The organism is Saccharopolyspora gregorii, from assembly GCF_024734405.1.
Classification (GTDB): Bacteria; Actinomycetota; Actinomycetes; order Mycobacteriales; family Pseudonocardiaceae; genus Saccharopolyspora_C; species Saccharopolyspora_C gregorii.
On record NZ_CP059556.1, the window covers coordinates 615,658 to 639,418 of the forward strand.

Here is a 23,761-nt window from a genome sequence, read left to right on the forward strand (position 1 = left end):
GTGCCGCGGGGGCGGGCGGTGTCTCTTTCTTGTCAGCGCGAAGCGCTGAGCCGCCGACCACACACGCAGAACGACCACTCGCTGGGGTTCCGCCACCCCAGCGCTCCGCAAACCGAGTTCGAAGACAAAAAGCCAGGAGAGCACGTGCGGATTGTCGTTGCCAATGTCAACACCACCGAAGCCGTGACCGAGGTGATCCGGGCGCAGGCCGTCGCGATCGCCGCACCCGGCACCGAGGTCCTCGCCGTCACCCCGCGCTTCGGCCCGCCCTCGGTGGAGGGGAACTTCGAGAGCTACCTGGCCGCGGTCGCCGTGATGGACCGGGTGCGGGCCGTGCCCGAACCCTTCGACGCGGTGGTGCTGGCCGGGTTCGGCGAGCACGGCAAGGAAGGGCTCGCGGAGCTGTTCGACGTGCCCGTCGTGGACATCACCGAAGCCGCCGCGCACACCGCGAGCCTGCTCGGCCGCCGGTTCTCCGTCGTCACCTCGCTGGCGCGCACCACCGGCCAGATCACCGACCGGCTCGCGCTGACCGGGCTGAGCTCGCGGTGCGCCTCGGTGCGCGCCACCGGGATGGCCGTGCTGGAACTGGAGACCGATCCGGAACGCGCCGGGGACCGGCTCGCCGCCGAAGCCGTGCGCGCCGTCCGCGAAGACGGCGCCGAGGTGATCTGCCTCGGCTGCGCGGGCATGGCGGGCCTCGCCGAACAGGTGCGTGACGCCGCGGGCGTACCCGTCGTCGACGGCGTCCCCGCGGCGGTCGGTCTCGCGGAGCTGCTGGTGCGGCAGGGCCTCAGCACCTCGAAGGTGGGGGGCTGGGCCGCGCCGCTGCCCAAGGAGATCACCGGCTGGCCGATCAGCGGGGCCTGACCCCGCCCCCGGAACGACGAACAGGAGGTCGCGGTGTCCCCCGACCCGTACGACGTGGTGATCCGCGCGCGGCGCCTCATCGGCCCGCGCGGCGAGACCGCGGGCAGCGTCGCCGTCCGCGACGGGCGCATCGCCGCCGTCGCACCGCACGACGCGCCGCCGCCCGCCGCGCGCACCGTGGAGCTCGCCGACGACGAGGTGCTGCTGCCCGGCCTCGTGGACACCCACGTGCACGTCAACGACCCCGGCCGAGCCGAGTGGGAGGGCTTCCCGACCGCCACCCGCGCCGCCGCCGCGGGCGGCATCACCACGCTGCTGGACATGCCGCTGAACAGCCTCCCGCCGACCGTCGACCCCGAATCCCTCGCGGTGAAGCGGGAATCCGCGCGCGGCAGGGTGCACGTGGACGTCGGGTTCTGGGGCGGTGCTGTCCCCGGCAACCGGGAGCACCTCGGGCCGCTGCACGACGCCGGGGTGTTCGGGTTCAAGAGCTTCCTGCTGCACTCCGGCGTCGACGAGTTCCCGCCGCTGGACGCCGCCGGCCTGGAGGCGGCGCTGGCCGAGCTCGCCGCCCGCGACGCGCTGCTGATCGTGCACGCCGAGAACGCCGAGGCCATCGACGCCGCACCCGGCCCGCACGGCGAGCACTACCGCGACTTCCTCGCCTCCCGCCCGCGCGGCGCGGAGGACGTGGCCATCGCCCAGGTCCTCGACCTGGCGCGGCGCACCGGCGGGCGGGTGCACGTCCTGCACCTGTCCTCCTCGGACGCGCTGCCGATGATCGCCGCCGCGAAGGCGGACGGGGTGCGGGTGACCGTGGAGACCTGCCCGCACTACCTCTGCTTCACCGCCGAGGAGATCCCGGACGGCGCCACCCAGTTCAAGTGCTGCCCGCCGATCCGCGAAGCGGCCAACCGCGAACGGCTCTGGCAGGGGCTCGCCGACGGCACCATCGACTGCGTCGTCAGCGACCACTCGCCCTGCACGCCGGAGCTGAAGCGGCTCGACACCGGCGACTTCGGCGTCGCCTGGGGCGGCGTGTCCAGCCTGCAGCTGGGGTTGTCCGCGGTGTGGACGCAGGCGCGGCTGCGCGGGCACGGGCTGGCGGACGTGGTGCGCTGGATGGCCGGGCGCACCGCGGAGATCGCCGGGCTGCACCGCAAGGGCGCCGTCGAACCGGGCGCCGACGCCGACCTGTGCGCGTTCGCCCCCGACGACGCCTTCGTCGTCGACGCCGCCGGACTGCACCACCGCAACCCCGTCACCGCCTACCAGGGCCGCGCGCTCGCCGGACGCGTCCGGCGCACCTGGCTGCGCGGCGAACCCGTCGACGTCGCAGGTCCACCACGAGGAACGTTGCTGAGCAGGGGAGAAGCATGAACGACCGGTCCGCGCTGCCCGACCTCGCCTCGCGCGCCGTCGGCGGCGCCGTCGTGCACGCCAACGACGAGCTGTTCGCCGAACGCGAGAACCTGATCAAACCCGCCGCGCCCGCCTACCAGCCCTACACGTTCGGCCACAAAGGACAGGTCTACGACGGGTGGGAGACCCGGCGGCGTCGCGAACCGGGCCACGACTTCGCGCTGATCCGCCTCGGGCTGCCCGGGATCGTGCGGCGGCTCGTGGTGGACACCGCGTTCTTCACGGGCAACTACCCGCCCGAGGTGTCCGTGCAGGGCGCGGCCGTGGACGGGTACCCGAGCCCGGCGGAACTCCTCGACGCCGACTGGGTGGAGCTGCTGCCCGCCTCGCCGGTCCGCGGCGACACCGAGAACTCCTTCGACGTGGACACCGCGCTGCGCTGCACCCACCTGAAGCTGTGCATGCACCCGGACGGCGGCATCGCCCGGTTGCGCGCCCGCGGCGAACCCGTCGCCGACCCGCGGTGGGCGCGCGGCGAGTTCGACCTGGCCGCGCTGGAGCACGGCGGGCACGTCACCGGGTGCAGCAACATGTTCTACAGCTCGCCGTCGAACCTGCTCGCGCCCGGCCGGGCCGCCGTGATGGGCGAGGGCTGGGAGACCGCGCGGCGCCGCGACGACGGCAACGACTGGGTGGAGGTGGGGCTCGCCGCCGCCGGCGTGCTCACCGCCGCCGAGCTCGACACCAGCCACTTCGTCGGCAACGCGCCCGGCTGGGCGACTCTGTCCGGTGTGGACGGACGGGTGGCCGATCCGGCGGATCCCGCGGCGTGGCGGGAGATCCTGCCGCGCACCCGGTTGCAACCCGACACCCGGCACCGGTTCCGGCTGCACTCCGGCGCCGAGTTCACCCACGTGCGGCTCGACGTGCACCCGGACGGCGGCATGGCGCGGCTGCGGCTGCACGGCACCGCCACCGCCGACGGGCACGCCGACCTGGTGCGCCGCTGGTCCGCCGCGGTGCCGCCGGAGTACGCGCGGGCCGTGCTGCTCGACTGCGGGGTCCCGGCGGACACCGCCGCCGAGCTCGCCGCCGCGTCCGGTCCCGACGCCGACACCGCGCTGGCGGCGGCTTTCCGCTGAGCGGCCGGCCTTTCCGCCCGACCGGCCTGGCTTTTCGCCGACCGACCGGAGCGGGCACCGGAAGTCGGGTGCGCCGCGGCACCGCCGACCTAGCGTGGTGGGCACCAGGAGGAAGGAGGACCCGGTGCTGGATCGGCTGAACGCGGCCCTGGACCACGCGGAGGAGCACCTCGGCGACACCGTCGACGTGGGCGAGCTCGCGCGGATCACGGCCACCTCCGAGTACCACTTCCGGCGGATGTTCTCCGCGCTGGCGGGCATGCCGTTCTCGGAGTACCTGCGGCGCAGGCGGCTCACCCTCGCCGGGGCGGAAGTGCTCGCCGGGCGGCGGACGTTGCTGGACATCGCCGTCCGGTACGGCTACGGCTCGGGGGAGGCGTTCGCGCGGGCGTTCCGCGCGGTGCACGGCGTCGGCCCCGGCGAAGCCCGCCGCGACGGCGCCGCGCTGCGGTCCCAGCAGCGGATCTGCTTCCGGCTCATCGTCGAAGGGAGCAGCGAGATGCGCTACCGCATCGTGCGCCGCGAGGCGTTCCACGTCGTCGGCCGGAAGGCGCGGGTACCGCTCGTGCACGAAGGCCCCAACCCGGCGATCGTCGAGCACGTCCGCGGCATCGGCCCGGACGAGCTGCGGCGCATCGCCGCCCTGTCCGACCAGGAACCGGCCGGTGTCATCGCCGCCACCGACGACCTGGACGACAGCCGTGCCGAGGGAACCACGCTCGACTACTACCACGGGGCGGTGGCCCGGGATCCCGGGCCGGACGACCTGGACTCGCTGGCCGTCCCCGCCGGGGCCTGGGCGGTGTTCGAGGTCTCCGGCGAGTTCCCGCACGCGATCCAGTACCTGTGGCGCGACGTCTACACCGAGTGGTTCCCGTCGAACCCCTACCGCAGCAGGCCCGGCCCGGAACTCCTCCGCACCGAGGTGTCCGAGGACGGCACCCGCGGCGAAGCCGAGCTGTGGATCCCGGTCGAAGAGGCCTGACGAACTGGTTCCCCGTCTTCGAACTCGGTTTGCGCCGGGCTCGGGTAGCGGAACCTCACCGGTTCCCTCGCCGCCCGCGTTCCCGGTGTGGCCGCGATTTCTGAGCTACCGGTCCGCTGATTTCCACCCGTGCCCCGCAGTCGTGTCCGTTTCCCGTCAGCGGCGAAGCCGCTGAGCCGCCGACCGAGCACGCAGCAGGACCACCCGCGGGTTCTCAGCGCCCTCCTCGCGAGGACAGCTTTTTCGCCTGTGGCGGAGCCACCGGTGAAAAAGATCCCGCAGCGAGGAGGGCGCTGAGGTTCCGCCACCCGAGTGCTACGCAAGCGGAGTGGAACACCATCTTCATGTCAGAATGCTGACATGAGTGGTTCCGGTGTTGAGCTGGAGACGTCCCTGGGCTACCTGCTCAAAGAGGTGTCGAGCACGCTCCGCGCAGCCGTGGAGGAGGTGCTGCGGCCGCTCGGGATGACCGTCACGCACTACTCCTGCCTGGAGCTGCTGGCGCAACGGCCGGGCCTGTCCAACTCCGAGCTCGCGCGGGGCGCGTTCGTGACGCGGCAGTCGATGAACGTGCTGCTGCGGAACCTGGAGCGCGACGGCTACGTGACCAGGCCCGCCGAGGCGCCGGTCGGCAAGGCGCTGCCCGCACGGCTCACGCCCAGCGGCCGGCGCAGCCTGGAGCAGGCCAGCGCGGCCGTCCGGGACGTCGAGCGCCGGATGCTCGGCGAGCTGACCGAAGCGGAGCAGGCTGAGGCGTTCCGGCTGCTCAAGAGCATGATCTACTCGCTGCGGGAGCGGTCCGGCTGATCGGTCGCCGGGCTCGTCCGGCTGTCCGGGTTCGACCGGTCGGCCAGCTCGACCGGCTGTCCGGTCCGATCGGCTGCCCGGTCCGACCCTGCGGGCCGGTCAGCTCAGGACGATCGTCTCCACCGGCAGGCCGGGCGTGGCGGAGAGGTCCAGCGGGGACGGCTTCGCGCCTGCGGCCACCACGTGCGCGCCGAGCGCGGCGATCATCGCGCCGTTGTCGGTGCACAGCCGGGGCCGCGGCACCCGCAGCTCGATCCCCGCCGCCGCGCACCGCTCCGCGGCCAGCGCGGACAGCCGCGAATTCGCCGCCACGCCACCGGAGATCACCAGCGTGCCCACCCCGAGGTCCTGCGCCGCGCGCACCGCCTTGAACGTGAGCACGTCCGCCACGGCCTCCTGGAACGAGGCGCACACGTCGGCGACCGGGATCTCCCGCCCGGCCCGCTGCTCGCCCTCGACCCAGCGGGCCACCGCGGTCTTCAACCCGGAGAACGAGAAGTCGTGCCGCGAATCGCGCGGCCCGGTCAGCCCGCGCGGGAACGCGATCGCCTTCGGATTCCCCTGCTCGGCCAGCCCGTCGATCGGCGGCCCGCCCGGGTACGGCAGGTCGAGGATGCGGGCGACCTTGTCGTAGGCCTCCCCGGCGGCGTCGTCGATGGTGGAGCCGACCTGGGTGATCCGCTCCGCGATGCCCTCGACCAGCAGCAGCTGGCTGTGCCCGCCGGAGACCAGCAGCGCCAGGCAGCGCGGCGGCAGCGGACCGTGCTGCAAGGTGTCCACGGCGACGTGCCCGCCGAGGTGGTTCACCCCGTACAGCGGGACGTCCAGCGCCACCGAGTAGGCCTTGGCGGCGGCGACGCCCACCATCAGCGCACCGGCCAGGCCGGGTCCCGCCGTCACCGCGATGGCGTCCACATCGGACAGTTCGAGCCCGGATTCGTCCAGCGCGCGGCGCATCGTCGGCGCCATCGCGGTCAGGTGCGCCCGGCTGGCGATCTCCGGCACGACCCCGCCGAAGCGGGCGTGCTCGTCGACGCTGGAGGCCACGGCGTCCGCGAGCAGCTCCACCGAGCCGTCCGCGCCGAGCCGCACCAGCCCGACCCCGGTCTCGTCGCAGGAGCTCTCGATGCCGAGCACGATCCGGTCGGTGGTGGTCATGACGCACCACCTCCCTCCGCAGTGGGGTCGGCCGCGGGCCTGCGCATCGTGTGCGCGTCCGCGCCCGAAGGCTGGTAGTAGCGCTTGCGCAGGCCGACGATCTCGAACCCGTTCTTCCGGTACAGCTCGATCGCCGGGTCGTTGTCGGTGCGCACTTCGAGGAACGTGGTGGCGCGGTGCTCGTCGGCGCGGGCCAGCAGCCGCAGCAGCAGCGCCCGTCCCACCCCGCGGCCCTGGTGCGCGGGATCGACGCCGATGGTGTGCACCTCCGCGTCCACCTCCGGCGGCCGGCCGGCCAGCGACAGCCCGGCGTAGCCGATCAGCTGCTCCGCCTCGTCGTAGGCGCCCAGGTAGTGGTGGCCGCGGTCCAGCTCGGCGGCGAACGACTCCAGCGACCACGGGTCGTCGCCGGGGAACAGCACCTGCTCCAGCTCGGCGCAGCGCTTCAGGTCGCTCCGCCGCAGCTTCGCGATGAACGGGGTGCTCATGACGCCGCCTCCGGGCTGACCTGCTTGCGCGGGCCGGGCGCGGTGGCGTCCGGACGGCGCAGGTACATCGGCACCAGCGGCAGCGGTTCCTCCCCGCTGTGCAGGTCGTGCCGCGCGGCCGCCACCAGGCCGGTGGGGGTGGGGTACTCGGTGTCGAGGACCGGCAGCCCGAACACGTCGCCGTGCGCCGCGGCCATCTCGCCCGCGGCGAAGTCCAGGTCCAGCTCGGCGATCTCCGCGGGCACGTCGGCCGGGCGGTGCACGTGCGGGCCGGTGAGGCGCTCCCGGTCCGGGCCGTAGGCCGCCCAGTACACCTCCTTGCGGCGCGCGTCCGTGGCGACCAGCAGCCGCATCCCGCCCGCGGCGGCGCCGGACACGGCGGCACCCGGCTCGCCGACGTCGGCGAGCACGCCCTGCGCGGCGGCCGTCTCCGGCACCGCGGCGGCGATCGCGTCCAGGCTGCACACCGGGTGCACCGGGACGTCCAGGGCCTGCCCGAGCGCGGCGGCCGTCACCATGCCCGCTCGCAGCCCGGTGAACGGGCCGGGCCCGGAGCCGACGACGATCGCGTCCGTGTCCGCCAGCCGGTGACCGGCCTCGGAGACCGCCGCCATCAAATGCGGGGTGAGCAGTTCGCCGTGCGCCCGGGCGTTCACCGTCACGCGTTGCGCGAGGGGGCGGGGCCCGCCGCCGTCCAAGGCGACCAGCCCTGCGGTGACCGCGGGCGTCGAAGTGTCCAGCGCGATGACGAGCACAGCCGAAAAGACTACGTCACCCCAGGTCACCGACGTGTCCCGGGTGCCGGGCGGCACCCCGGTCACGACGAGCCCCGCGCACTCCGCTCGGGGCGAGCGGACCGTTCGGCCAACCGGGTGATCCGTGCACCCGGGGCGGACGGAGTGAACGGACCGTTCGTCCAACGGGATGGGACGAACGGTCCGTTAACTCGGGACCGGGCGGGGTGAACGGACCGTTCGTCCAACGGGATGGGACGAACGGTCCGTTGACTCGGAACCGGGCGGAGTGAACGGACCGTTGGTCCAACGGGATGGGACGAACGGTCTGTTGACTCGGGACCGGGCGGGGTGAACGGACCGTTGGTCCAATCAGATCGGACGAACGGTCCGTTCACTCCCCGCTCAGCCGATGGCGCGCCCCGCGTAGTCCGGCGCTCGCTCGGTGCGCTCGGCGATGCGCGCCGCGATCTCGTCCGGGAACGGAACCGAACGGCCCGCCGCCGAATCGACGTGCAGCGCCAGCAGCTCCTCGGTGGCCACCACCGTCCCGTCCACCACCATCTCGTGGCACAGCACCAGCTTCTTCGGCCCGCCGCCGACGATCCGCGAGGTCACCACGAGCTCCGCGTCGGGCCCGACTTCGCGCAGGTAGCGGACGTGCGCCTCCACGGTGTAGAGCGAGCGGCCGGTCTCCCGGTACGCGGCGTCCAGGCCGAGCCCGTCCATCACCGCGTCGGTGGCGAAGCCGAACACCAGCACGTAGTAGGCCTCGCTGAGGTGCCCGTTGTAGTCGATCCACTCGGGCTGCACCCGCTGCCGGAACTCGCTCACGCGTCACCGCCCCGGACGGCCCGCACCGCGCGCAGCACGGCGATCACCGCGCGGTCCCGGTCGGCGACCAGCTCGGCGATGCTGCGCCCGTCGGCGGTCTCCTCGCAGCCCTGCACCATCCGGTCCCGCAGCTCGGTGGTGAGCTCCGGCGCTTCCAGCCGCGTCCACGGCGACTTCAGCGACGGCCCGAAGTGGTCGAGCATGTGCGCCATGCCGCCTTCGCCACCCGCGAGGTGGAAGGTCAGGCAGGGCCCGAGGAACGGCCACCGCAGCCCGGGACCTTCGGTGATGGAGGCGTCGATCTGCTCCACGGTCGCCTCGCCCTCGGCGACCATGTGCAGCGCCTCCCGCCACAGCGCCTCCTGCAGCCGGTTCGCGATGAACCCGGGCACCTCGCGGTCCATGGTGATCACCGATTTCCCGGCGACCTCGAAGAACCGGGACGCCCAGGTGACCGCCTCCGGGTCGGTGCGCTCGCCGCCGACGACCTCCACCAGCGGGATGAGGTACGGCGGGTTGAACGGATGTCCGACCACGAGCCGTTCCGGGGTGGCGCAGCGCTGCTGCATCTCGGTCATGCCGTAGCCGGAGGTGGACGAGGACACCACGACACCGGGCGGGGTGGCCGCGTCGATGCGGGCCAGCAGGTCCTGCTTGAGCTCCAGGTCCTCCGGGGCGCTCTCCTGCACGAACTCGGCGCCGGCGACCGCTTCCTCCAGGGTGGCGGTGACGGTGAGCGCGTCCCGGGACGCGCCCGGCGCCAGGCCCAGTTCGGTCAGCGCGGGCCATGCCGCGTCCACCAGCCGCCGCAGCTTCTCCGCCGCGTCCGGCGCCGGGTCCCACGCCGTCACCCGGTAGCCGCGCGCCAGGAAGTGCGCCGCCCAGCCACCGCCGATCACGCCCGCGCCGATGCAGGCGACCTCGCGCACCGCTTCCGGTGCCACCGGGGCCGCCATCAGGAGGTCCGCCGCTTCAGGCCGAGCTTCGCGCGCGCCTGGTCGGGGGTGGCGATCCGCGCGCCCATGCCCTCGATGATCGTCACGGCGCGCTCGACGAGCTGCGCGTTGGTGGCCTTCACGCCCTTGCTCAGGTAGAGGTTGTCCTCCAGCCCGACGCGGACCTGGCCGCCGAGCAGCGCGGATTGCGCCACCCACGGCAGCTGGTTGCGGCCGATCGCGAAGCTCGCCCAGTTGGCGCCCTCCGGCAGCATGTTCACCATCGCCTGCAGCACGCCGGGGTCGGCGGGGGCGCCGTACGGGATGCCGGTGCACAGCTGGAACAGCGGCGGCGGGTCGATGAGGCCTTCGTCGATGAGCTTGGTGGCGAACCAGAGCTGCCCGGTGTCGAAGATCTCCAGCTCGGGCTTCACACCGAGCTCCTGGATGCGCTTCGCGCCGGCCCGCAGCATGTCGGGCGTGCTGATGTAGAGCTGGCTGCCCTCGCCGAAGTTCAGCGAACCGCAGTCCATGGTGCAGATGTCCGGCAGCAGCTCCTCGACGTGCGGCAGCCGGTCCAGGCCGTTGACCAGGTCGGTGCCGTCGACGGGCTTGAGCGGGTCGTCCGGATCGATCACCAGGTCGCCGCCCATCCCGGCGGTCAGGTTGATGACGACGTCCACACCGGACTCGCGGATGCGGCGCACGACCTCGCGGTAGAGCGGGACCTCGCGGGAGCCCTGGCCGGTCTCGACGTCGCGCACGTGGATGTGCACCACGGCGGCGCCCGCGTCGGCGGCCTGCACGGCGGACTCGGCGATCTGCTCGGGGGTCACCGGTACGTGTTCGCTGCGGCCGACGGTGTCGCCCGCTCCCGTCAACGCGGCGGTGATGATCACTTCCTCGTTCATGCGCCCTCCCTGTCGCGGTCGGCCCGGCGCGGGCCGCGGTGACGCTAGCAAGAGCGTTGCGAAATTCGCAATGCTCCGTCCGGGCAGAGCTGGTCTGGGGGTGCAGAACGGTCAGTGCAGAGGCGGAAGTTCTGGTCGCGATCGCGGAGAAGAACTGATCGTCGACTCAGTCGATCGCGGGGTCCGGCCGCCGTGCCTGTCGCCCGTGCGAACCAGGGGAGCGAACCAGGGCGGGGAAGGCGGCGAGAGCGCGAACCCGGGGCAGGCCACGTGCCGGCGAACCGGGCAGGCCACCGTGCGGGGGAAGCACGACGGGACGAACCACGGGAGGCCGAACCAGGGGAACGCGAACCAGGGGAACGCGAACCAGGGGAACGCGAACCAGGGGAACGCGAACCAGGCGCGCCGCCCGCGCCGCATCACCGGCTGAACCAGAACGCCTTCGCCACGGCCAGGAACTCGCGCCGCGCACCCCGCGCCGACACCCGGCGCAACCCGTCCGCCGCCGCGTCGTGCCCCACCCCGTACGCGTCCATCCCGGCCCGGCGGCACAGCGCGATCGACCGGCGCAGGTGGAACTTCGAGGTCACCACGGTCACCGCGGGCAGCCCGAAGTCCGCGACCGCGCCGCGGCAGGACGCCCAGGTGTCGACACCGGACTCGTCCATCACCACCGCCCGCTCCGAAATCCCCTGGCGCAGCAGGAAGTCCCGCATCACGACCGGTTCGCTGTACCCGCGGGAGTGCGGGCTGCCGCTGACCAGGATCCACCGCACCCGGCCCGCCCGGTGCAGCTCCACCGCGACGGCGAGCCTGCCCTGCAGGATCCGGCTCGGCAGCCCGTCGCGGCGCACCCCGGCGCCCAGCACCAGCGCGACCTCGGCGGCGGGCACGTCGGCCACCGTCCGCACCCGGCCGCGGCTGCGCGCCAGCACCCACCACGACGGCAGCGCGGCCAGCACCACCGCGGCACCCGCCGCACCACACCATCGCCTGCGCACGGGGCAAGTGTGCCGTGCCGCGGCCCGGTCGCCGACAGCGGCCGAACGGGTGCCGCCCGGACCGCGCCGGACGGCACCCACGGCGGATCAGGCCTCGTGCAGCCGCGGCTCGCCGTCGGCGACGGTGAAGCTCCGCGCGGTGCTCGCCGCACCGCCCGGTTCCGTCACGTGCGGCACCGTCCGGAAGTCCGCCCGCAGCTCGTCCGCGCCGAACCGGGTGCGCACGTAGCCGCGGCGGTTCCGGTGGAACTTGATGTGCGGGTTCTCCGCCAGCACCGCCGACTTCGGGTCGTCGTCCCCGTCGCCGCCGCTGGTGATCGAGGTGGTGACCAGCTCGGTGCCGACGACCGCCGAGTCCGGGTCCTCGTGCGCGGCCTGCACCTCCGCGGCCCAGTGCCGGTGCACGTCGCCGGTCAGCACCACCGCGTTGCGCGCCTGCGCGAGCCCCGCGGCGATCCGGTCCCGGTTCGCCACGTACCCCGCCCACGAGTCGGTGCTGAACGCGACGCCCTCGTCCACGTCGTTGTCCAGCCGGGAGAAGAACACCTGCTGCCCCAGCACGTCCCAGCGCGCCTGCGAGGTGGCGAGCCCGTCCAGCAGCCAGCGCTCCTGCTCGGCGCCGGTGATCGTGCGGTCCGGTTCCAGCCGCTCCGCGCAGTCCACGTTCCCGGCGTCGTCGCAGGGCTGGTCGTCGCGGTACTGGCGGGTGTCGAGCATGTGGAACGTGGCCAGCCCGCCCCAGCCCAACCGGCGGTACAGCCGCATGTCGGCGCCGACGGGCTTGGCCGAGGAGCGCAGCGGCATGTTCTCGTAGTACGCCTGGAACGCGGCGGCGCGCCGGTCGAGGAAGTGCTCGTCGGGCGTCTCCGGCACGTCCCCGGCCCAGTTGTTCTCGGTCTCGTGGTCGTCCCACACGACGATCCACGGCGCGGTGGCGTGCGCGAGCTGCAGGTCGGCGTCGGTCTTGTACTGGGCGTGCCGCTGCCGGTAGTTCGCCAGCGTGCGGGTCTCCGGCCCGAGCACCCGCCGCACGTCGTCGTCCTCGGCGGCGTACTCGTACTGGTAGTCGCCGAGGTGCAGGATCAGCCCGGGCTGGTCCTCGGCCATCCGCCGGTAGGCGGTGAAGTGGCCCTGGCCGAAGTGCGCACAGGACGCGAAGCACATGGTCAGCGGGTCGAGCGAGCCGGGCGCGGGGGCGGTGCGGGTGAAGCCGGTGCGGGACACGGCGCCGTCGGCGCGGAACCGGTAGTGGTACTCGGCGCCGGGCCGCAGGCCGTCGAGCTCGACGTGCACGCTGTGGCCGAGCTCCGGTGCGGCCTGGGCCTGGCCGCGCCGCACGACGCGGCTGAACCGCTCGTCCTCGGCGACCTCCCACTGCACGTCGACGACCTTGTCGGGCATGCCGCCGCGGCCGTCGTCGGCGGTCGGGTCGGGGGCGAGCCTGGTCCAGAGCACGACGCCGTCCGGCACCGGGTCGCCGGAGGCGACGCCGAGGGTGAACGGGTCGCGGAGCGGGCGTCCGGTGCCCGCGCCGCGCAGCGGGAGCGGTCCGGCGAGGGCGGTTCCGGCGAGCGCGGTGCCGCCCAGCGCGGCCGCGCCGCCGAGCAGCACGGCGCGCCGGGACACGGATCGGGATGTGGTGGGGTCGGGCATTCGGGCGGTCCTCCCAGAGACGTCGGTGGTCGCCGCGGCCGACGTGCTCGGTGCACGTCGAAGCAGGCGTGCGCCCGCTTTCGGCTTCACTCGAACGGGTGGAAAGGTATCCGCGCCCGGTGGGCATCCGGTTAACTTCTGGCGAAGACGGGTTGTTGATCACCGCGACCGCGCCGCAGGGCCTTCCGCGAAGCGGGAGGAGCGATCAGCGCGGGCGCCAGCCGGACCGGCCGGGAGGCCCGGACGGGCCGGGTGGGCGAGAGGGGCGAGGGCGGCGTTCCCACGGACGGTTCGTGGGCTTCGTCGGAGCCATGCGGCAGAACCTAAGCCACAGCGCCTCGATGGTGTGAACCGCCATCGGGTTCCGGTGACATTTCCCGCATGCCGATCTACCTGCGAAGATCGGCAGCATGGGCCGGTCGGCGGCGACCGCGCCGCGCCGCCGCCCGGCCCACCCGTCCCAGCTCGACCCGGGCCCACCTCGACGGTTCCGTATCGGCAAGATCGGCCGCCGGCACGCCCGGGCGATCACCGGAGATCCGTTCCGTGCTACCGGGGCGCGCGCCGCGCACGTCTGCGGCCGGTCATCGCTCGCCGATCCGCGTTCCGCGCCATCGAGTGACGACGGATCGGGTGCCCGGTTGTTGAGGCTTGGCACTCGCGTGGGTAGAGTGCCAATCAGCACGGCGCCGCTGCGCCCCGGCACCCGCGACGACGGGGAGCCACGGAGCCGTCACCCAAACCACAGCCAACGCTTACGCAGGCCCCAGAAGGTGGAGGTCACACCGTGGCGAGCATCAAGCCGCTTGAGGACAAGATCGTTGTCCAGGCGAGCGAAGCCGAGACGACCACTGCGTCCGGCATCGTGATCCCGGACACCGCCAAGGAGAAGCCCCAGGAGGGCAAGGTCCTGGCCGTCGGCCCGGGTCGCGTCGACGACAAGGGCAACCGCGTCCCCGTCGACGTGCAGGAAGGTGACGTCGTCATCTACTCCAAGTACGGCGGCACCGAGGTCAAGTACAACGGCGAGGAGTACCTGATCCTCTCCGCCCGCGACGTGCTGGCCGTCGTCAACTGACGACCCGCACCATGCGCACCCCACCGCCCCGGTGGTCCCGCCTCCGGGACCCCGGGGCGGTGGTCTATCCCAGGCCGGACGTCGCGCCCGCACGCATGCGGCGACTCCGCCGACCCGACGCCGCACCGGGGCGGTCCACCGGGCAGCCGTCCGGACCGCTCCGGCGCGCCGGGTCGAACCGAGTTCGCGCCGGGGCGACCACGACCGGCCTCCGAACACCCCATGCTGAAGGGCTGTTGAAACATGGCTAAGCAGATCAGCTTCGACGAGCAGGCGCGCCGCGCGCTGGAGCGCGGTGTCAACCAGCTCGCCGACGCCGTGAAGGTGACCCTCGGGCCGCGCGGCAGGCACGTGGTGCTGGACAAGCAGTTCGGCGGCCCGCAGGTGACCAACGACGGCGTCACCATCGCGCGCGAGATCGAGCTCGACGACCCGTACGAGAACCTCGGCGCCCAGCTCGCCAAGAACGTCGCCACCAAGACCAACGACGTCGCGGGCGACGGCACCACCACCGCCACCGTGCTGGCCCAGGCCCTGGTCAAGGAAGGCCTGCGCAACCTGGCCGCCGGCGCCAACCCTGCCTCGCTGGGCAAGGGCATCCAGGCCGCCACCGACGCGGTCGTCGAGGCGCTCAAGGCCAAGGCCACCCCGGTCAAGGGCCGCGACAACATCGCCCAGATCGCCACCGTCTCCTCCCGCGACGAGAACATCGGCGCGCTGGTCGGCGAGGCGATGGAGAAGGTCGGCGAGGACGGCGTGATCAGCATCGAGGAGTCCTCGACGCTGGCCACCGAGCTGGAGGTCACCGAGGGCGTCCAGTTCGACAAGGGCTTCGTCTCCCCGTACTTCGTCACCGACGCGGAGCGGCAGGAAGCGGTCCTCGAGGACACCCAGATCCTGCTGCACCGGGACAAGATCTCGAACATCCAGGACCTGCTGCCGCTGCTGGAGAAGGTCGCCCAGAACGGCAAGCCGCTGCTGATCATCGCCGAGGACGTCGAGGGCGAGGCGCTGTCCACCCTGGTCGTCAACGCGATCCGCAAGACCTTCCGGGTCGTCGCGGTCAAGGCCCCCTACTTCGGCGACCGCCGCAAGGCGTTCCTGGACGACCTCGCCGCCGTCACCGGTGCGCAGGTCATCGCCCCCGAGGTCGGGCTCAAGCTCTCCGAGGCCGGCCCCGAGGTCCTGGGCAGCGCCCGCCGCGTCACCGTCACCAAGGACGACACCATCCTCGTCGACGGCCACGGCAGCAAGGACGACGTGCAGGCCCGCGTCGAGCAGATCCGCAAGGAGATCGAGGCCAGCGACTCCGACTGGGACCGCGAGAAGCTGCAGGAGCGGCTCGCCAAGCTCGCCGGCGGCGTCGCCGTGATCAAGGTCGGCGCGGCCACCGAGACCGAGCTCAAGGAGCGCAAGTCCCGCATCGAGGACGCCGTCGCGGCGTCCAAGGCGGCGGCCGAGGAGGGCAGCGTCCCCGGCGGCGGTTCCAGCCTCATCCACGCGTCCAAGGCGCTGGAGGGCGACCTCGGCCTCACCGGTGACGAGGCCACCGGCGTGCGGCTCGTCCGCAAGGCGCTCGAAGCCCCGCTGTTCTGGATCGCCAGCAACGCGGGCCAGGAAGGTGCCGTCGTCGTCTCCAAGGTCCGCGACCTCGACTGGGGCGCCGGCTACAACGCCGCCGACCTCACCTTCGGCGACCTGATCGAGCCGGGCATCGTCGACCCGCTGAAGGTCACCCGCTCCGCGGTCGCCAACGCGGCCTCCATCGCGCGCATGGTGCTGACCACCGAGAGCGCCGTGGTGGAGAAGCCGGAGGAGGAAGCGGAGCAGGCCGCGGGCCACGGCCACGGCCACTCCCACTGACCTCCCGGGGAACTCCGGCCCGGCGGTTTCCCGCGGACCGACGCGGAAGCGCCGGGTTCGCGAGGGGCCGCCGGGGCCCGCGGGGGCCCGGTCGCCGGGCCAGGTCGCCGCGCTCAGCGGCGGGACCGGTGACGAGAAGTACCGAGAACGGCTCCGGCCGGTGGTCCTGCCGCCGGAGCAGGACGTGAATCAGGGGCGGCACCCACGGGTGTCGCCCCTGATTCGTTTCCGCGCTCGCTCCGGGGTCCGCAGCGGATGACGCCCCTCGCAGTCATCCGATTCGGCCCGCCCGGTGCGGGCGCCGCCACCGCCGTTCGCGCGGCGGTCGCGTCTCAACCGGCCAGTGCGGCCACCCGGCGCTTGCGGGTCTTGATGATCACTTCGCGCTCGGACTCCGAAAGCCCACCCCAGATCCCGTAGGGCTCCTGCACGGCCAGCGCGTGCCGGCGGCACTGGTCCAGAACCGGGCAGTGCTGGCACACCTCTTTCGCCTTCGACTCACGCCGCGCCCGTGCCGGGCCGCGTTCGCCGTCGGGATGGAAGAAGTACGCGCTGTCCATCCCGCGACACGAACCCTTGATCTGCCAGTCCCAGATGTCCGCGTTCGGGCCTGGAAGACGTCGAGTGTCGGCCATTGCGACAACCACCTCCCACCGGTGGATCCCCTCCCCGCCACGGCGGCTGCCGTGGCCTCGCATGATCCAAGGTAGAACCGCGCCAATACTTGTTCAACCCCTTTCGCGCCGAAAGCTGTTCACTGACGGGTGATCTCTGACCGGTGGCATCCGGGTGCACCCGCTTGCCACCGGCCGCCACGATCCGGAACATGACCGCGTGACCATGCGGGAGGAACCCCTGTCCGGGCAGCACGGCGCCGCCCGGGCGGTTGATCCACGACTTGCCGACCACCCGGACGGCCCGGCGCTCGCCGGTGGCGCCGCAGGCACCGGCGAAGATCGGAACGGCGCCCACCGCAAGATCGCGGAGGCGGGCGCGGACCGAGCCGCCGGCGAGGGCGGCAGGCACCGCCGCGATCCGGAGCCGACGGCCCGGCAGGACGAGGATCCGGGCACCACCGCCGAAGACCGGTCGGGAACGTCGGGAGGAGCGGACGCGGACGGCGCACCGGACGACCGGCCGGACGCCGAGCTCGCCACCGGACTGCTCGGCGCGGCAGAACCGTCCGGCGCCGCCGAGCCGGAGGAGCCCCGCCTCTCCGTCGCGGCCGTCGCCCGCAGGCTCGGCGTCGCGCCCGCGACCCTGCGCACCTGGGACCGCCGCTACGGGCTGGGCCCCACCGACCACGCCACCGGGCGCCACCGCCGCTACGGGCCCGAGGACGTCGCCCGGCTGGAGCAGATGCAGCGAGCCCTGCTCCGCGGCGCGTCCCCGGCTGAAGCCGCCCGCTACGCGCTCGCCGCGACCCCGCCGCTGCCCCGGCACGAGGACGGCGCGGCGGCGCCCGCCGCCCCCGCGACCGCCGAACCCGTCCTCATCTCCGGCGTGCTCGACCCGCTGGACGAGGAACCCGTCGCGTCCGCCGCCAACCCGGGCGGGCGGGGTCTGCGCCTGACCGGTGCCGGGCCGCGCGCCCGGGGGCTGGGGCGGGCGGTCCTCGCGCTGGACGCCTGGCACCAGCAGCGCCTGCTCGCCGAGTCGATCGAGCACCACGGCGTGCTCGCCACCTGGTCCGAGGTGCTGTCGCCGGTGCTGACCGCGGTGACCGAGCGCTGGCAGCACACCGGGACCGGGGTGGAAGCGCTGCGGCTGCTCGCCGACAGCGCGTCGACCGCGTTACGCGCGGTGCTGGCCACCGCTCCCGAACCGCGCAACCCGCGCCCGGTGCTGCTCGCGCCGGTGCCGGGGGAGCAGCAGGAGCTGGAGCTGGTCGCGCTGGCCGCCGAACTGGCCGCCCGCGGCGTGGGGATCCGGTTGTTCGGCGCGGGCCTGCCGCCGGAGGGCTTGAACGCCGCGGTGCGCCGGGCGGCGCCGTCGGTGGTGGTGCTCTGGTCGGAGCAGCCGCACTACGCGGCGCCCGCACTGCTCGCCGGCTTGCCCGGAACGCGCCAGCGGGCCCGGGTGTTCGCCGCCGGATCGGGCTGGGCGCCGGGCCGGTTGCCGGGGCATGCGGAGACGGTCTCGAACCTCGCGGAGGCCGCGGAAGGCGTCGTTCGCGTCGTGCTCGATTGACATGTGACGCAAATCACTTCTGGCAAGTTTTGGCCGAATGCCGGGGGTCGCGAGATCGGGTGGCTGATCGCCCGACAGGGCCACAACAGGGTGAATATCGCAGGTATGGGCCTTGAGCGAGGGGTGACATCGGCTCTCGCCCGCACCCGCGTCGGGCCCTGCTCCGTTCCGGTGAATATCTCGAACGAGTGGCGTGAGCCGATCTCTGGACGGATTCAGCACTAGATCGTGTCAAGGTTCGCCGCACTGCGTCCGATAGGGGAAGAGGAACGTCACTCGCCTGCAGGAAGGAGTTCCCGTGACGACGGTCCTGATCTGCGATGACCGACGCAGCGTCCGGGAAGGGCTCACTCGCGTGATGTCTGCTGTCCCAGGAGTGAGCCGGATTGATTGCGTAGCACACGGTGACGAGCTGCTCGCGCGCTTCGCGCGGCAAGCGGTGGACGTCGTGCTGGTCGGCACCCAACGCGCGGTGCCGAACGGTGTCGAGGCCACCAGGCGGCTCGTCTCCGCCCACCCCCAGGCCAACGTGATCGTCTTCGGTGCGCCGGACGACGCGGGCAGCATCGCGGCGGCCATCGCCGGCGGTGCGCGCGGATACCTGCGCTGGGACGCCTCGCGGCCGGAGCTGGTCGCCGCGCTGGCGCACACCTTGGCCAGCACGTCCGTCCCCGCGCCGCGGCAGCCGTCCGATCCGGGCGTGCAGCTCACCGAACGCGAGCTGCAAGTGCTGCGGGGGATGAGCCAGGGGAAGAGCAACGGCCAGATCGGCCGCGAGCTCTACCTGTCCGAGGACACCGTCAAGACCCATGCCCGTCGGCTCTTCCGGAAGCTCGGAGTGCGCGATCGGGCACAGGCGGTGGCGCACGGGTTCAGACGAGGGCTGGTCGCCTGAGTCGAACGGGACTCCGCGGATGCCTACCTGCTCGCTCGATCATCCGGGTTCCGGTCGGAGCACGACGTGCGCCGATCGCCCGCGGGCGGCGGGCCGCGCCTCGCATCGCGCTCGTCCAGGGCGGTTCGCCCCGGACGACTCCGGTGCCCGGCACAGCCCGGCGACCGGGCCCTCGTTCGCGAGGGCTCGACCGATGATCCGAGGAGGTTCCGCGGGAGCTCCTTCCTGCTGTGTGACGCCCCTCGCCGGAAAGCGGCCCCGCGGCCGCCGCCCGGTTCACCTCGACGCCGCCGTTCGGGCTCGGCGGCGTCGACAGGACTTCGGTGTCCGCCGCCATGTCCCGGTGCTTCCGCATCGCCGGGACATGACGGCGGACACGTCCCACGACCCGGCCGGGACGAGCCGGGAGTCGATCGTCGTGTCGCGAACGCCCCCCTACCATCCGTCGATCACTGCCGGTTCCGGACTGCGCGGACGATGCTCGGGTGGATATCTGGTAGTTATGGTTACGTGACAACGACCGCCGCTGGCCCCCACTCCCTGTTCAGGGATCTGTCCTTTCCCGGTACGGTGACCTCGGCGCTGCGTGCGGTGCACGTGATGTTCGCCGAGCAAATCCGAGTCGCTTGAACGCGTAACACCAGGGCTGCTGTCTGCGATGAGCAACGTGGGGGACGGGCTGGACGCACTTGTAGGCGCCGCCGTCGACGGCGATCGTCAGTCGATCGAGCGCTTGCTGGCCGAAATCCGTCCTTTGGTGGTGCGGTATTGCCGCGCCAGGGTAGGACGAAACGAACGGTCGTTCGCTTCGGCGGACGACGTCGCCCAGGAAGTGTGCCTCGCCGTGCTGACGGCGTTGCCCAGCTACCGGGATCAGGGTCGTCCGTTCCTGGCGTTCGTGTACGGCATCGCCGCGCACAAGGTGGCTGATGCTCATCGGGCGTCGGCCCGCAACCGCTCCGAGCCGGTGGCGGACGTTCCGGACACCCCGGAATCCGAGGCTGGACCGGAGCAGCGGGCCATGCAAGGTGAGCTTTCGGGCAGGATGGCGCAGCTGTTGCGCGTCCTCCCGGCCAAGCAGCGGGAGATCCTGCTGCTCCGGGTGGTCGTCGGGTTGTCCGCGGAGGAAACGGCCGAAGCGGTCGGTTCGACTCCGGGAGCGGTGCGAGTGGCACAGCACCGCGCACTGGCCCGGCTGCGCAAGACGCTGTCCGCGGAGGAGGTGGTCTGAATGGTCGAGCGGGAAGAACCGGAGCGCGCCCCGAAACGGGAGCACGCCTCGGACGATCCCGTCGATTCCGGCCGGCAGGACGACCGTGCGGGCGGAACGCGTGCGCCGGAGGACTCTCCGGCCGTGCCCGCCGCTGGCGAGGGAGCCGAGCTGATCGACAATCGAGAGTCCGACTCCGCCACCCCGGCGGCGTCCGGGTCGCACACCGCCGAGATCTCCGACGGTCCGGAAGGGGACGCCGGGGACCACCCTACCGTCCATTCGGCCCATTCGGCCACGCCTGGCGAATCCGCTGAACGGACCGGCGAGTCCGGTTCCGCGGACGAGGCGGACGAGCAGCGCACGATCCGGGCGGCGCGCCCCGAGGACGAGGTCGCGGCCGAACCGGCGGGCACCTCGGCCGCGGAGCCCGGTGCCACGGTGCTGGACTTCCGGCGACGCCCCCTGCTCACCGACGCCGACACCGAGCAGGCGACGGCCGCGGGCCTGATCGACGCCGACGAGGTCGGTTCGGAACCGCTGAACCTCTCCGAACTGCAGGCCGACGACGCGCTGCTCGACGCGCTCGGCGGCACCAATCCGAACGTGCCCGCGGAGTCCGCCGACACCGCGCCCGCGCTGGAATCCTTGCTGGTCGCGTGGCGGCGGGAGGTGGACGCGGCGCCGATCGGCGACCTGGTGGACACCGATGCCGCGGTCGCCGCGATCGCCGCGGGCAGCAGGCCGCGCCGCAAGTCCCGCCGCAGGCACCTGGTCCCGGTGGCCTCGGCCGCCGCGGTGTTGATGATCGGGTTCACCGGGGTCGGCCTCGCCGCCCGGGACGCGATGCCCGGCGACATGCTGTGGGGCGTGGCGCAGGTGCTCTACAGCGATCACTCCCAGGAGGCCGCGGCCGCCCAGAAGGCGCAGTCGCAGCTCGACGAGGCGGAAAGCCTGTGGAACTCGGGCAACTACAGCGACGCGAAGGTGTCCCTGCAGTTGGCGCACGAGACGATGCAGAACGCCGGTGCCCATCTCAAGGAACTGGAGGCGCGGCACCAGGTGCTGGAGAACCGCTTCCAGCAGCCGCACCTGCCGGGCGGATCCACTTCGGAGTCCTCGTCGAGTTCGCACCCGACGTCGACGACGACCGTCGAGCCGCCCCCGCCGTCGAACCCGCAGCTGCCGCCGCCGGACTGGCCGACGCCGACCTCGCCGAGCACGCCGAGCTCCTCGCAGGAGCCGACCGAGCCGACGACGGAGCCGAGCGAAACCAGCGGCAGCTCCGACCTGCCGTCCAGCGGGAATCCCGAGGACTCAACCTCGGCGCCGCACAACGGCGGCGGGCTGTTCCCCTCGCCCAACTGAGCGAGCACGAATCCGGATCCGCGCCCGCGAGGGGCGCGGATCCGCTTCATGTTCGGTGGGCTTCGTGCCCGGCGGGGAGGCGGGAGCCGCTGATCAGCGGGTGTTCTCGTTCTCCGTCTCGGTGACGCCGTCGGCGAAGCCGCGGCAGTACTCCCAGCTCATGTACTCGCTGGGGTCCGGGGCGAACGCGGGCTCGTGCGGGCGCATCCGACCGTCGTGCAGCAGCTGCTCCAGGCTGGAGCGCAGCAGTTCCCAGTCGTGGTAGTGCGGTTCACCGCAGTCGGTGCAGTCCACGACGATGCCGCGGACACCGCGCGGTTCCAGCAACGCCTGGTAGACGGCCAGGTCGGTGAGGTCGGAGAGGAGCTCGGCCCGTTCGTCCTCGCCCAGCGGCGGGCCGAACTCGGGCTCCTGGTCGTCGAGCGCTCTGCTCGGGTCGTCCGGGTCGCCCGCGAACGGGTCTGGGGGCAGCGGATCGTGCGGCACGCCCGGCACGGTACCGCCCACCACGACCTGCACCGCCGCTCGGGGCGCCCGCGCGGGTGCGCACGTGCGTTGCACCACCGCTTCCCATGTCTGACCAGCGGGGTCTCTATCATGGAGCAATCGCACCTGCCGCTCGCGCCGGGGACGTCGTCGAACCGCCGCCTCCGGTGGCCCGGTATCGCCGATGAGCCCCCCGCCCGGAACCTTCGGTCACCGCACCGTTGCTTGCAGGAAGGCACACCGCCTCGCCATGACCAGCGAACTCACCGCCCCCGGTTTCCCCGCGAAGTTCGCGACGCTCGGGTTGACCTTCGATGACGTGCTGCTGCTGCCCGATGAGTCCGATGTGATCCCCAGCGGCGTCGACACGGGAACGCAGCTGTCGCGCAACGTGCGGCTGCGGGTGCCGCTGCTGTCCGCGGCGATGGACACCGTCACCGAGGCGCGGATGGCGATCGCCATGGCCCGCCAGGGCGGTGTCGGCATCCTGCAGCGGAACCTGTCGGTGGAGGAGCAGGCCGCGCAGGCCGAGGTCGTGAAGCGCTCCGAGGCCGGCATGGTCACCGACCCGGTGACCTGCTCGCCCGAGGACACGATGGCCGAGGTGGACGCGCTGTGCGCCCGCTTCCGGATCTCCGGTGTCCCCGTCACCGACCCCGACGGCACCCTCGTCGGGATCATCACCAACCGCGACATGCGGTTCGAGGTGGACCACACCCGCCGGGTGCGCGAGATCATGACGCCCGCCCCGCTGGTGACCGCGCAGGTCGGCGTCACCGCGGAGGCCGCGCTCGGCCTGCTGCGCAGGCACAAGGTCGAGAAGCTGCCGATCGTGGACAACGCGGGCAAGCTCCGCGGGCTGATCACCGTCAAGGACTTCGTCAAGACCGAGCAGTACCCCAACGCCACCAAGGACCCGGACGGCCGGCTGCTGTGCGGCGCCGCGGTCGGCGTCGGCGCCGACTCGCACGAGCGGGCGATGGCGCTGGTCGACGCCGGGGTGGACGTGCTCGTCGTGGACACCGCGCACGGGCACTCCCGGGCGGTCGTGGACACCGTGGCCACCCTGAAGAAGGAGCTGGGCCACTCGGTGGACGTCATCGGCGGCAACGTCGCCACCCGCGCCGGGGCCCAGGCGCTCGTCGACGCGGGCGCGGACGCCGTCAAGGTCGGCGTCGGGCCGGGCTCGATCTGCACCACCCGCGTCGTCGCGGGCGTCGGCGTCCCGCAGATCAGCGCCATCTACGAGGCCGACCAGGCGTGCCGGCCGGCCGGGGTGCCGATCATCGGCGACGGCGGCATCCAGTACTCCGGGGACATCCCGAAGGCCATCGCGGCCGGTGCCAGCAGCGTGATGCTGGGCAGCCTGCTCGCGGGCACCGCCGAATCGCCCGGGGACCTGGTGCTGGTCAACGGCAAGCAGTTCAAGGTGTACCGGGGCATGGGCTCGCTCGGCGCGATGCAGAGCCGCGGGCAGGGCCGGTCGTACTCGAAGGACCGCTACTTCCAGGACGACGTGCTGTCCGAGGACAAGCTGGTGCCGGAGGGCATCGAGGGGCGGGTGCCGTTCCGCGGGCCGCTGGCGCAGGTGGTGGACCAGCTCGTCGGCGGGCTGCGCTCCGGCATGGGCTACACCGGTTCGACCACGGTCCCCGAGCTGCAGCGGGCCAACCTGGTGCGGATCACCGCGGCGGGGCTCAAGGAGTCGCACCCGCACGACATCACGATGACCGTCGAGGCGCCGAACTACACGACCCGGTGAGGTGCGGGGCGCGGGAGCCGAGGTTTCCC

General features: G+C 72.9%; 22 protein-coding genes. 12 read left to right on the forward strand and 10 right to left on the reverse strand.

The window, feature by feature from the left end; all coding sequences use genetic code 11:
* The first annotated feature begins 144 nt into the window (after positions 1-144).
* From H1226_RS02820 to H1226_RS02840, 5 genes are all read left to right on the forward strand, one after another.
* Entirely contained in the window at positions 145-870 is a 726-nt protein-coding gene (locus H1226_RS02820) for an aspartate/glutamate racemase family protein (protein WP_258345666.1), read from the forward strand.
* Between the two features lie 33 nt (positions 871-903).
* Positions 904-2,250 carry an allantoinase AllB gene (gene allB, locus H1226_RS02825; protein WP_258345667.1) on the forward strand — a complete coding sequence of 449 codons (1,347 nt, stop codon included), beginning with the start codon at positions 904-906 and terminating at the stop codon, positions 2,248-2,250.
* Positions 2,247-3,374, forward strand: coding sequence for an allantoicase (gene alc / locus H1226_RS02830; RefSeq protein ID WP_258345671.1), 1,128 nt, complete (start codon positions 2,247-2,249; stop codon positions 3,372-3,374). Before allB ends, alc begins: the two co-directional genes overlap by 4 nt.
* 124 nt (positions 3,375-3,498) lie before the next feature.
* Positions 3,499-4,359 carry an AraC family transcriptional regulator gene (locus H1226_RS02835; RefSeq protein WP_258345672.1) on the forward strand — a complete coding sequence of 287 codons (861 nt, stop codon included), beginning with the start codon at positions 3,499-3,501 and terminating at the stop codon, positions 4,357-4,359.
* Between the two features lie 360 nt (positions 4,360-4,719).
* Positions 4,720-5,166: a MarR family winged helix-turn-helix transcriptional regulator gene (locus H1226_RS02840; protein WP_258345676.1), complete on the forward strand. Its 447-nt coding sequence runs from the start codon at positions 4,720-4,722 to the stop codon at positions 5,164-5,166.
* Positions 5,167-5,265: 99 nt separating this feature from the next.
* Here H1226_RS02840 and tsaD read toward each other — a convergent pair whose 3' ends face one another.
* The 8 genes from tsaD to H1226_RS02880 form a co-directional block, all read right to left on the reverse strand.
* Entirely contained in the window at positions 5,266-6,324 is a 1,059-nt protein-coding gene (gene tsaD / locus H1226_RS02845) for a tRNA (adenosine(37)-N6)-threonylcarbamoyltransferase complex transferase subunit TsaD (protein WP_258345681.1), read from the reverse strand.
* Positions 6,321-6,812: a ribosomal protein S18-alanine N-acetyltransferase gene (rimI, locus tag H1226_RS02850; protein ID WP_258345684.1), complete on the reverse strand. Its 492-nt coding sequence runs from the start codon at positions 6,810-6,812 to the stop codon at positions 6,321-6,323. The genes tsaD and rimI overlap by 4 nt, the downstream gene beginning before the upstream one ends.
* Entirely contained in the window at positions 6,809-7,567 is a 759-nt protein-coding gene (gene tsaB / locus H1226_RS02855) for a tRNA (adenosine(37)-N6)-threonylcarbamoyltransferase complex dimerization subunit type 1 TsaB (protein ID WP_258345688.1), read from the reverse strand. Before tsaB ends, rimI begins: the two co-directional genes overlap by 4 nt.
* Positions 7,568-7,951: 384 nt before the next feature.
* Entirely contained in the window at positions 7,952-8,380 is a 429-nt protein-coding gene (locus H1226_RS02860) for a thioesterase family protein (RefSeq protein WP_258345690.1), read from the reverse strand.
* Complete coding sequence (locus H1226_RS02865; protein ID WP_258345695.1) at positions 8,377-9,336, reverse strand: 3-hydroxyacyl-CoA dehydrogenase NAD-binding domain-containing protein; 960 nt, start codon at positions 9,334-9,336, stop codon at positions 8,377-8,379. Before H1226_RS02865 ends, H1226_RS02860 begins: the two co-directional genes overlap by 4 nt.
* On the reverse strand, positions 9,336-10,226 hold the full coding sequence (locus tag H1226_RS02870) for a BKACE family enzyme (protein WP_224962374.1): 891 nt from the start codon (positions 10,224-10,226) through the stop codon (positions 9,336-9,338). Before H1226_RS02870 ends, H1226_RS02865 begins: the two co-directional genes overlap by 1 nt.
* 419 nt (positions 10,227-10,645) lie before the next feature.
* Positions 10,646-11,191, reverse strand: coding sequence for a SanA/YdcF family protein (locus tag H1226_RS02875; protein WP_258345696.1), 546 nt, complete (start codon positions 11,189-11,191; stop codon positions 10,646-10,648).
* 123 nt (positions 11,192-11,314) lie between these two features.
* Positions 11,315-12,880, reverse strand: a complete 1,566-nt coding sequence (locus tag H1226_RS02880; RefSeq protein ID WP_258345699.1) for an alkaline phosphatase D family protein — start codon at positions 12,878-12,880, stop codon at positions 11,315-11,317.
* A 787-nt stretch (positions 12,881-13,667) separates the two neighbouring features.
* Between H1226_RS02880 and groES the strand changes: the two genes are divergently transcribed.
* Positions 13,668-13,958, forward strand: a complete 291-nt coding sequence (groES, locus tag H1226_RS02885) for a co-chaperone GroES (protein ID WP_184483059.1) — start codon at positions 13,668-13,670, stop codon at positions 13,956-13,958.
* A 243-nt stretch (positions 13,959-14,201) separates the two neighbouring features.
* Positions 14,202-15,821 (forward strand): chaperonin GroEL, encoded by a 1,620-nt coding sequence (groL, locus tag H1226_RS02890; RefSeq protein WP_224956129.1) that lies wholly within the window; start codon positions 14,202-14,204, stop codon positions 15,819-15,821.
* 332 nt (positions 15,822-16,153) lie between these two features.
* Here groL and H1226_RS02895 read toward each other — a convergent pair whose 3' ends face one another.
* On the reverse strand, positions 16,154-16,456 hold the full coding sequence (locus tag H1226_RS02895; RefSeq protein WP_224956128.1) for a WhiB family transcriptional regulator: 303 nt from the start codon (positions 16,454-16,456) through the stop codon (positions 16,154-16,156).
* 205 nt (positions 16,457-16,661) lie between these two features.
* Here H1226_RS02895 and H1226_RS28055 point away from each other — a divergent pair, with 205 nt between their 5' ends.
* From H1226_RS28055 to H1226_RS02915, 4 genes are all read left to right on the forward strand, one after another.
* Positions 16,662-18,011 carry a MerR family transcriptional regulator gene (locus H1226_RS28055; protein ID WP_309148813.1) on the forward strand — a complete coding sequence of 450 codons (1,350 nt, stop codon included), beginning with the start codon at positions 16,662-16,664 and terminating at the stop codon, positions 18,009-18,011.
* Between the two features lie 298 nt (positions 18,012-18,309).
* Positions 18,310-18,906, forward strand: coding sequence for a response regulator transcription factor (locus H1226_RS02905; protein WP_184483053.1), 597 nt, complete (start codon positions 18,310-18,312; stop codon positions 18,904-18,906).
* Between the two features lie 658 nt (positions 18,907-19,564).
* The gene (locus tag H1226_RS02910; protein ID WP_184483051.1) at positions 19,565-20,137 is read left to right on the forward strand and encodes a sigma-70 family RNA polymerase sigma factor; all 573 of its coding nucleotides are present in this window, start codon (positions 19,565-19,567) and stop codon (positions 20,135-20,137) included.
* Positions 20,138-20,260: 123 nt separating this feature from the next.
* Complete coding sequence (locus H1226_RS02915) at positions 20,261-21,484, forward strand: anti-sigma-D factor RsdA (protein ID WP_258345709.1); 1,224 nt, start codon at positions 20,261-20,263, stop codon at positions 21,482-21,484.
* A 93-nt stretch (positions 21,485-21,577) separates the two neighbouring features.
* On the opposite strand, the gene H1226_RS02920 is transcribed toward H1226_RS02915, so the two are convergent.
* Positions 21,578-21,979, reverse strand: a complete 402-nt coding sequence (locus H1226_RS02920) for a DUF5319 domain-containing protein (RefSeq protein WP_224968014.1) — start codon at positions 21,977-21,979, stop codon at positions 21,578-21,580.
* Positions 21,980-22,220: 241 nt separating this feature from the next.
* Between H1226_RS02920 and guaB the strand changes: the two genes are divergently transcribed.
* Positions 22,221-23,732, forward strand: coding sequence for an IMP dehydrogenase (guaB, locus tag H1226_RS02925; protein WP_224956125.1), 1,512 nt, complete (start codon positions 22,221-22,223; stop codon positions 23,730-23,732).
* Positions 23,733-23,761 lie beyond the last annotated feature (29 nt).

Bases quoted from the DNA above. Each gene is read 5' to 3' on its own strand.
- alc (WP_258345671.1), top strand. From the start codon at position 2,247: ATGAACGACCGGTCCGCGCTGCCCGACCTCGCCTCGCGCGCCGTCGGC.
- H1226_RS02840 (WP_258345676.1), top strand. From the start codon at position 4,720: ATGAGTGGTTCCGGTGTTGAGCTGGAGACGTCCCTGGGCTACCTGCTC.
- tsaD (WP_258345681.1), bottom strand. From the start codon at position 6,324: ATGACCACCACCGACCGGATCGTGCTCGGCATCGAGAGCTCCTGCGAC.
- rimI (WP_258345684.1), bottom strand. From the start codon at position 6,812: ATGAGCACCCCGTTCATCGCGAAGCTGCGGCGGAGCGACCTGAAGCGC.
- H1226_RS02865 (WP_258345695.1), bottom strand. From the start codon at position 9,336: ATGGCGGCCCCGGTGGCACCGGAAGCGGTGCGCGAGGTCGCCTGCATC.
- H1226_RS02870 (WP_224962374.1), bottom strand. From the start codon at position 10,226: ATGAACGAGGAAGTGATCATCACCGCCGCGTTGACGGGAGCGGGCGAC.
- H1226_RS02880 (WP_258345699.1), bottom strand. From the start codon at position 12,880: ATGCCCGACCCCACCACATCCCGATCCGTGTCCCGGCGCGCCGTGCTG.
- groL (WP_224956129.1), top strand. From the start codon at position 14,202: ATGGCTAAGCAGATCAGCTTCGACGAGCAGGCGCGCCGCGCGCTGGAG.
- H1226_RS02895 (WP_224956128.1), bottom strand. From the start codon at position 16,456: ATGGCCGACACTCGACGTCTTCCAGGCCCGAACGCGGACATCTGGGAC.
- H1226_RS28055 (WP_309148813.1), top strand. From the start codon at position 16,662: ATGCGGGAGGAACCCCTGTCCGGGCAGCACGGCGCCGCCCGGGCGGTT.
- H1226_RS02910 (WP_184483051.1), top strand. From the start codon at position 19,565: ATGAGCAACGTGGGGGACGGGCTGGACGCACTTGTAGGCGCCGCCGTC.
- guaB (WP_224956125.1), top strand. From the start codon at position 22,221: ATGACCAGCGAACTCACCGCCCCCGGTTTCCCCGCGAAGTTCGCGACG.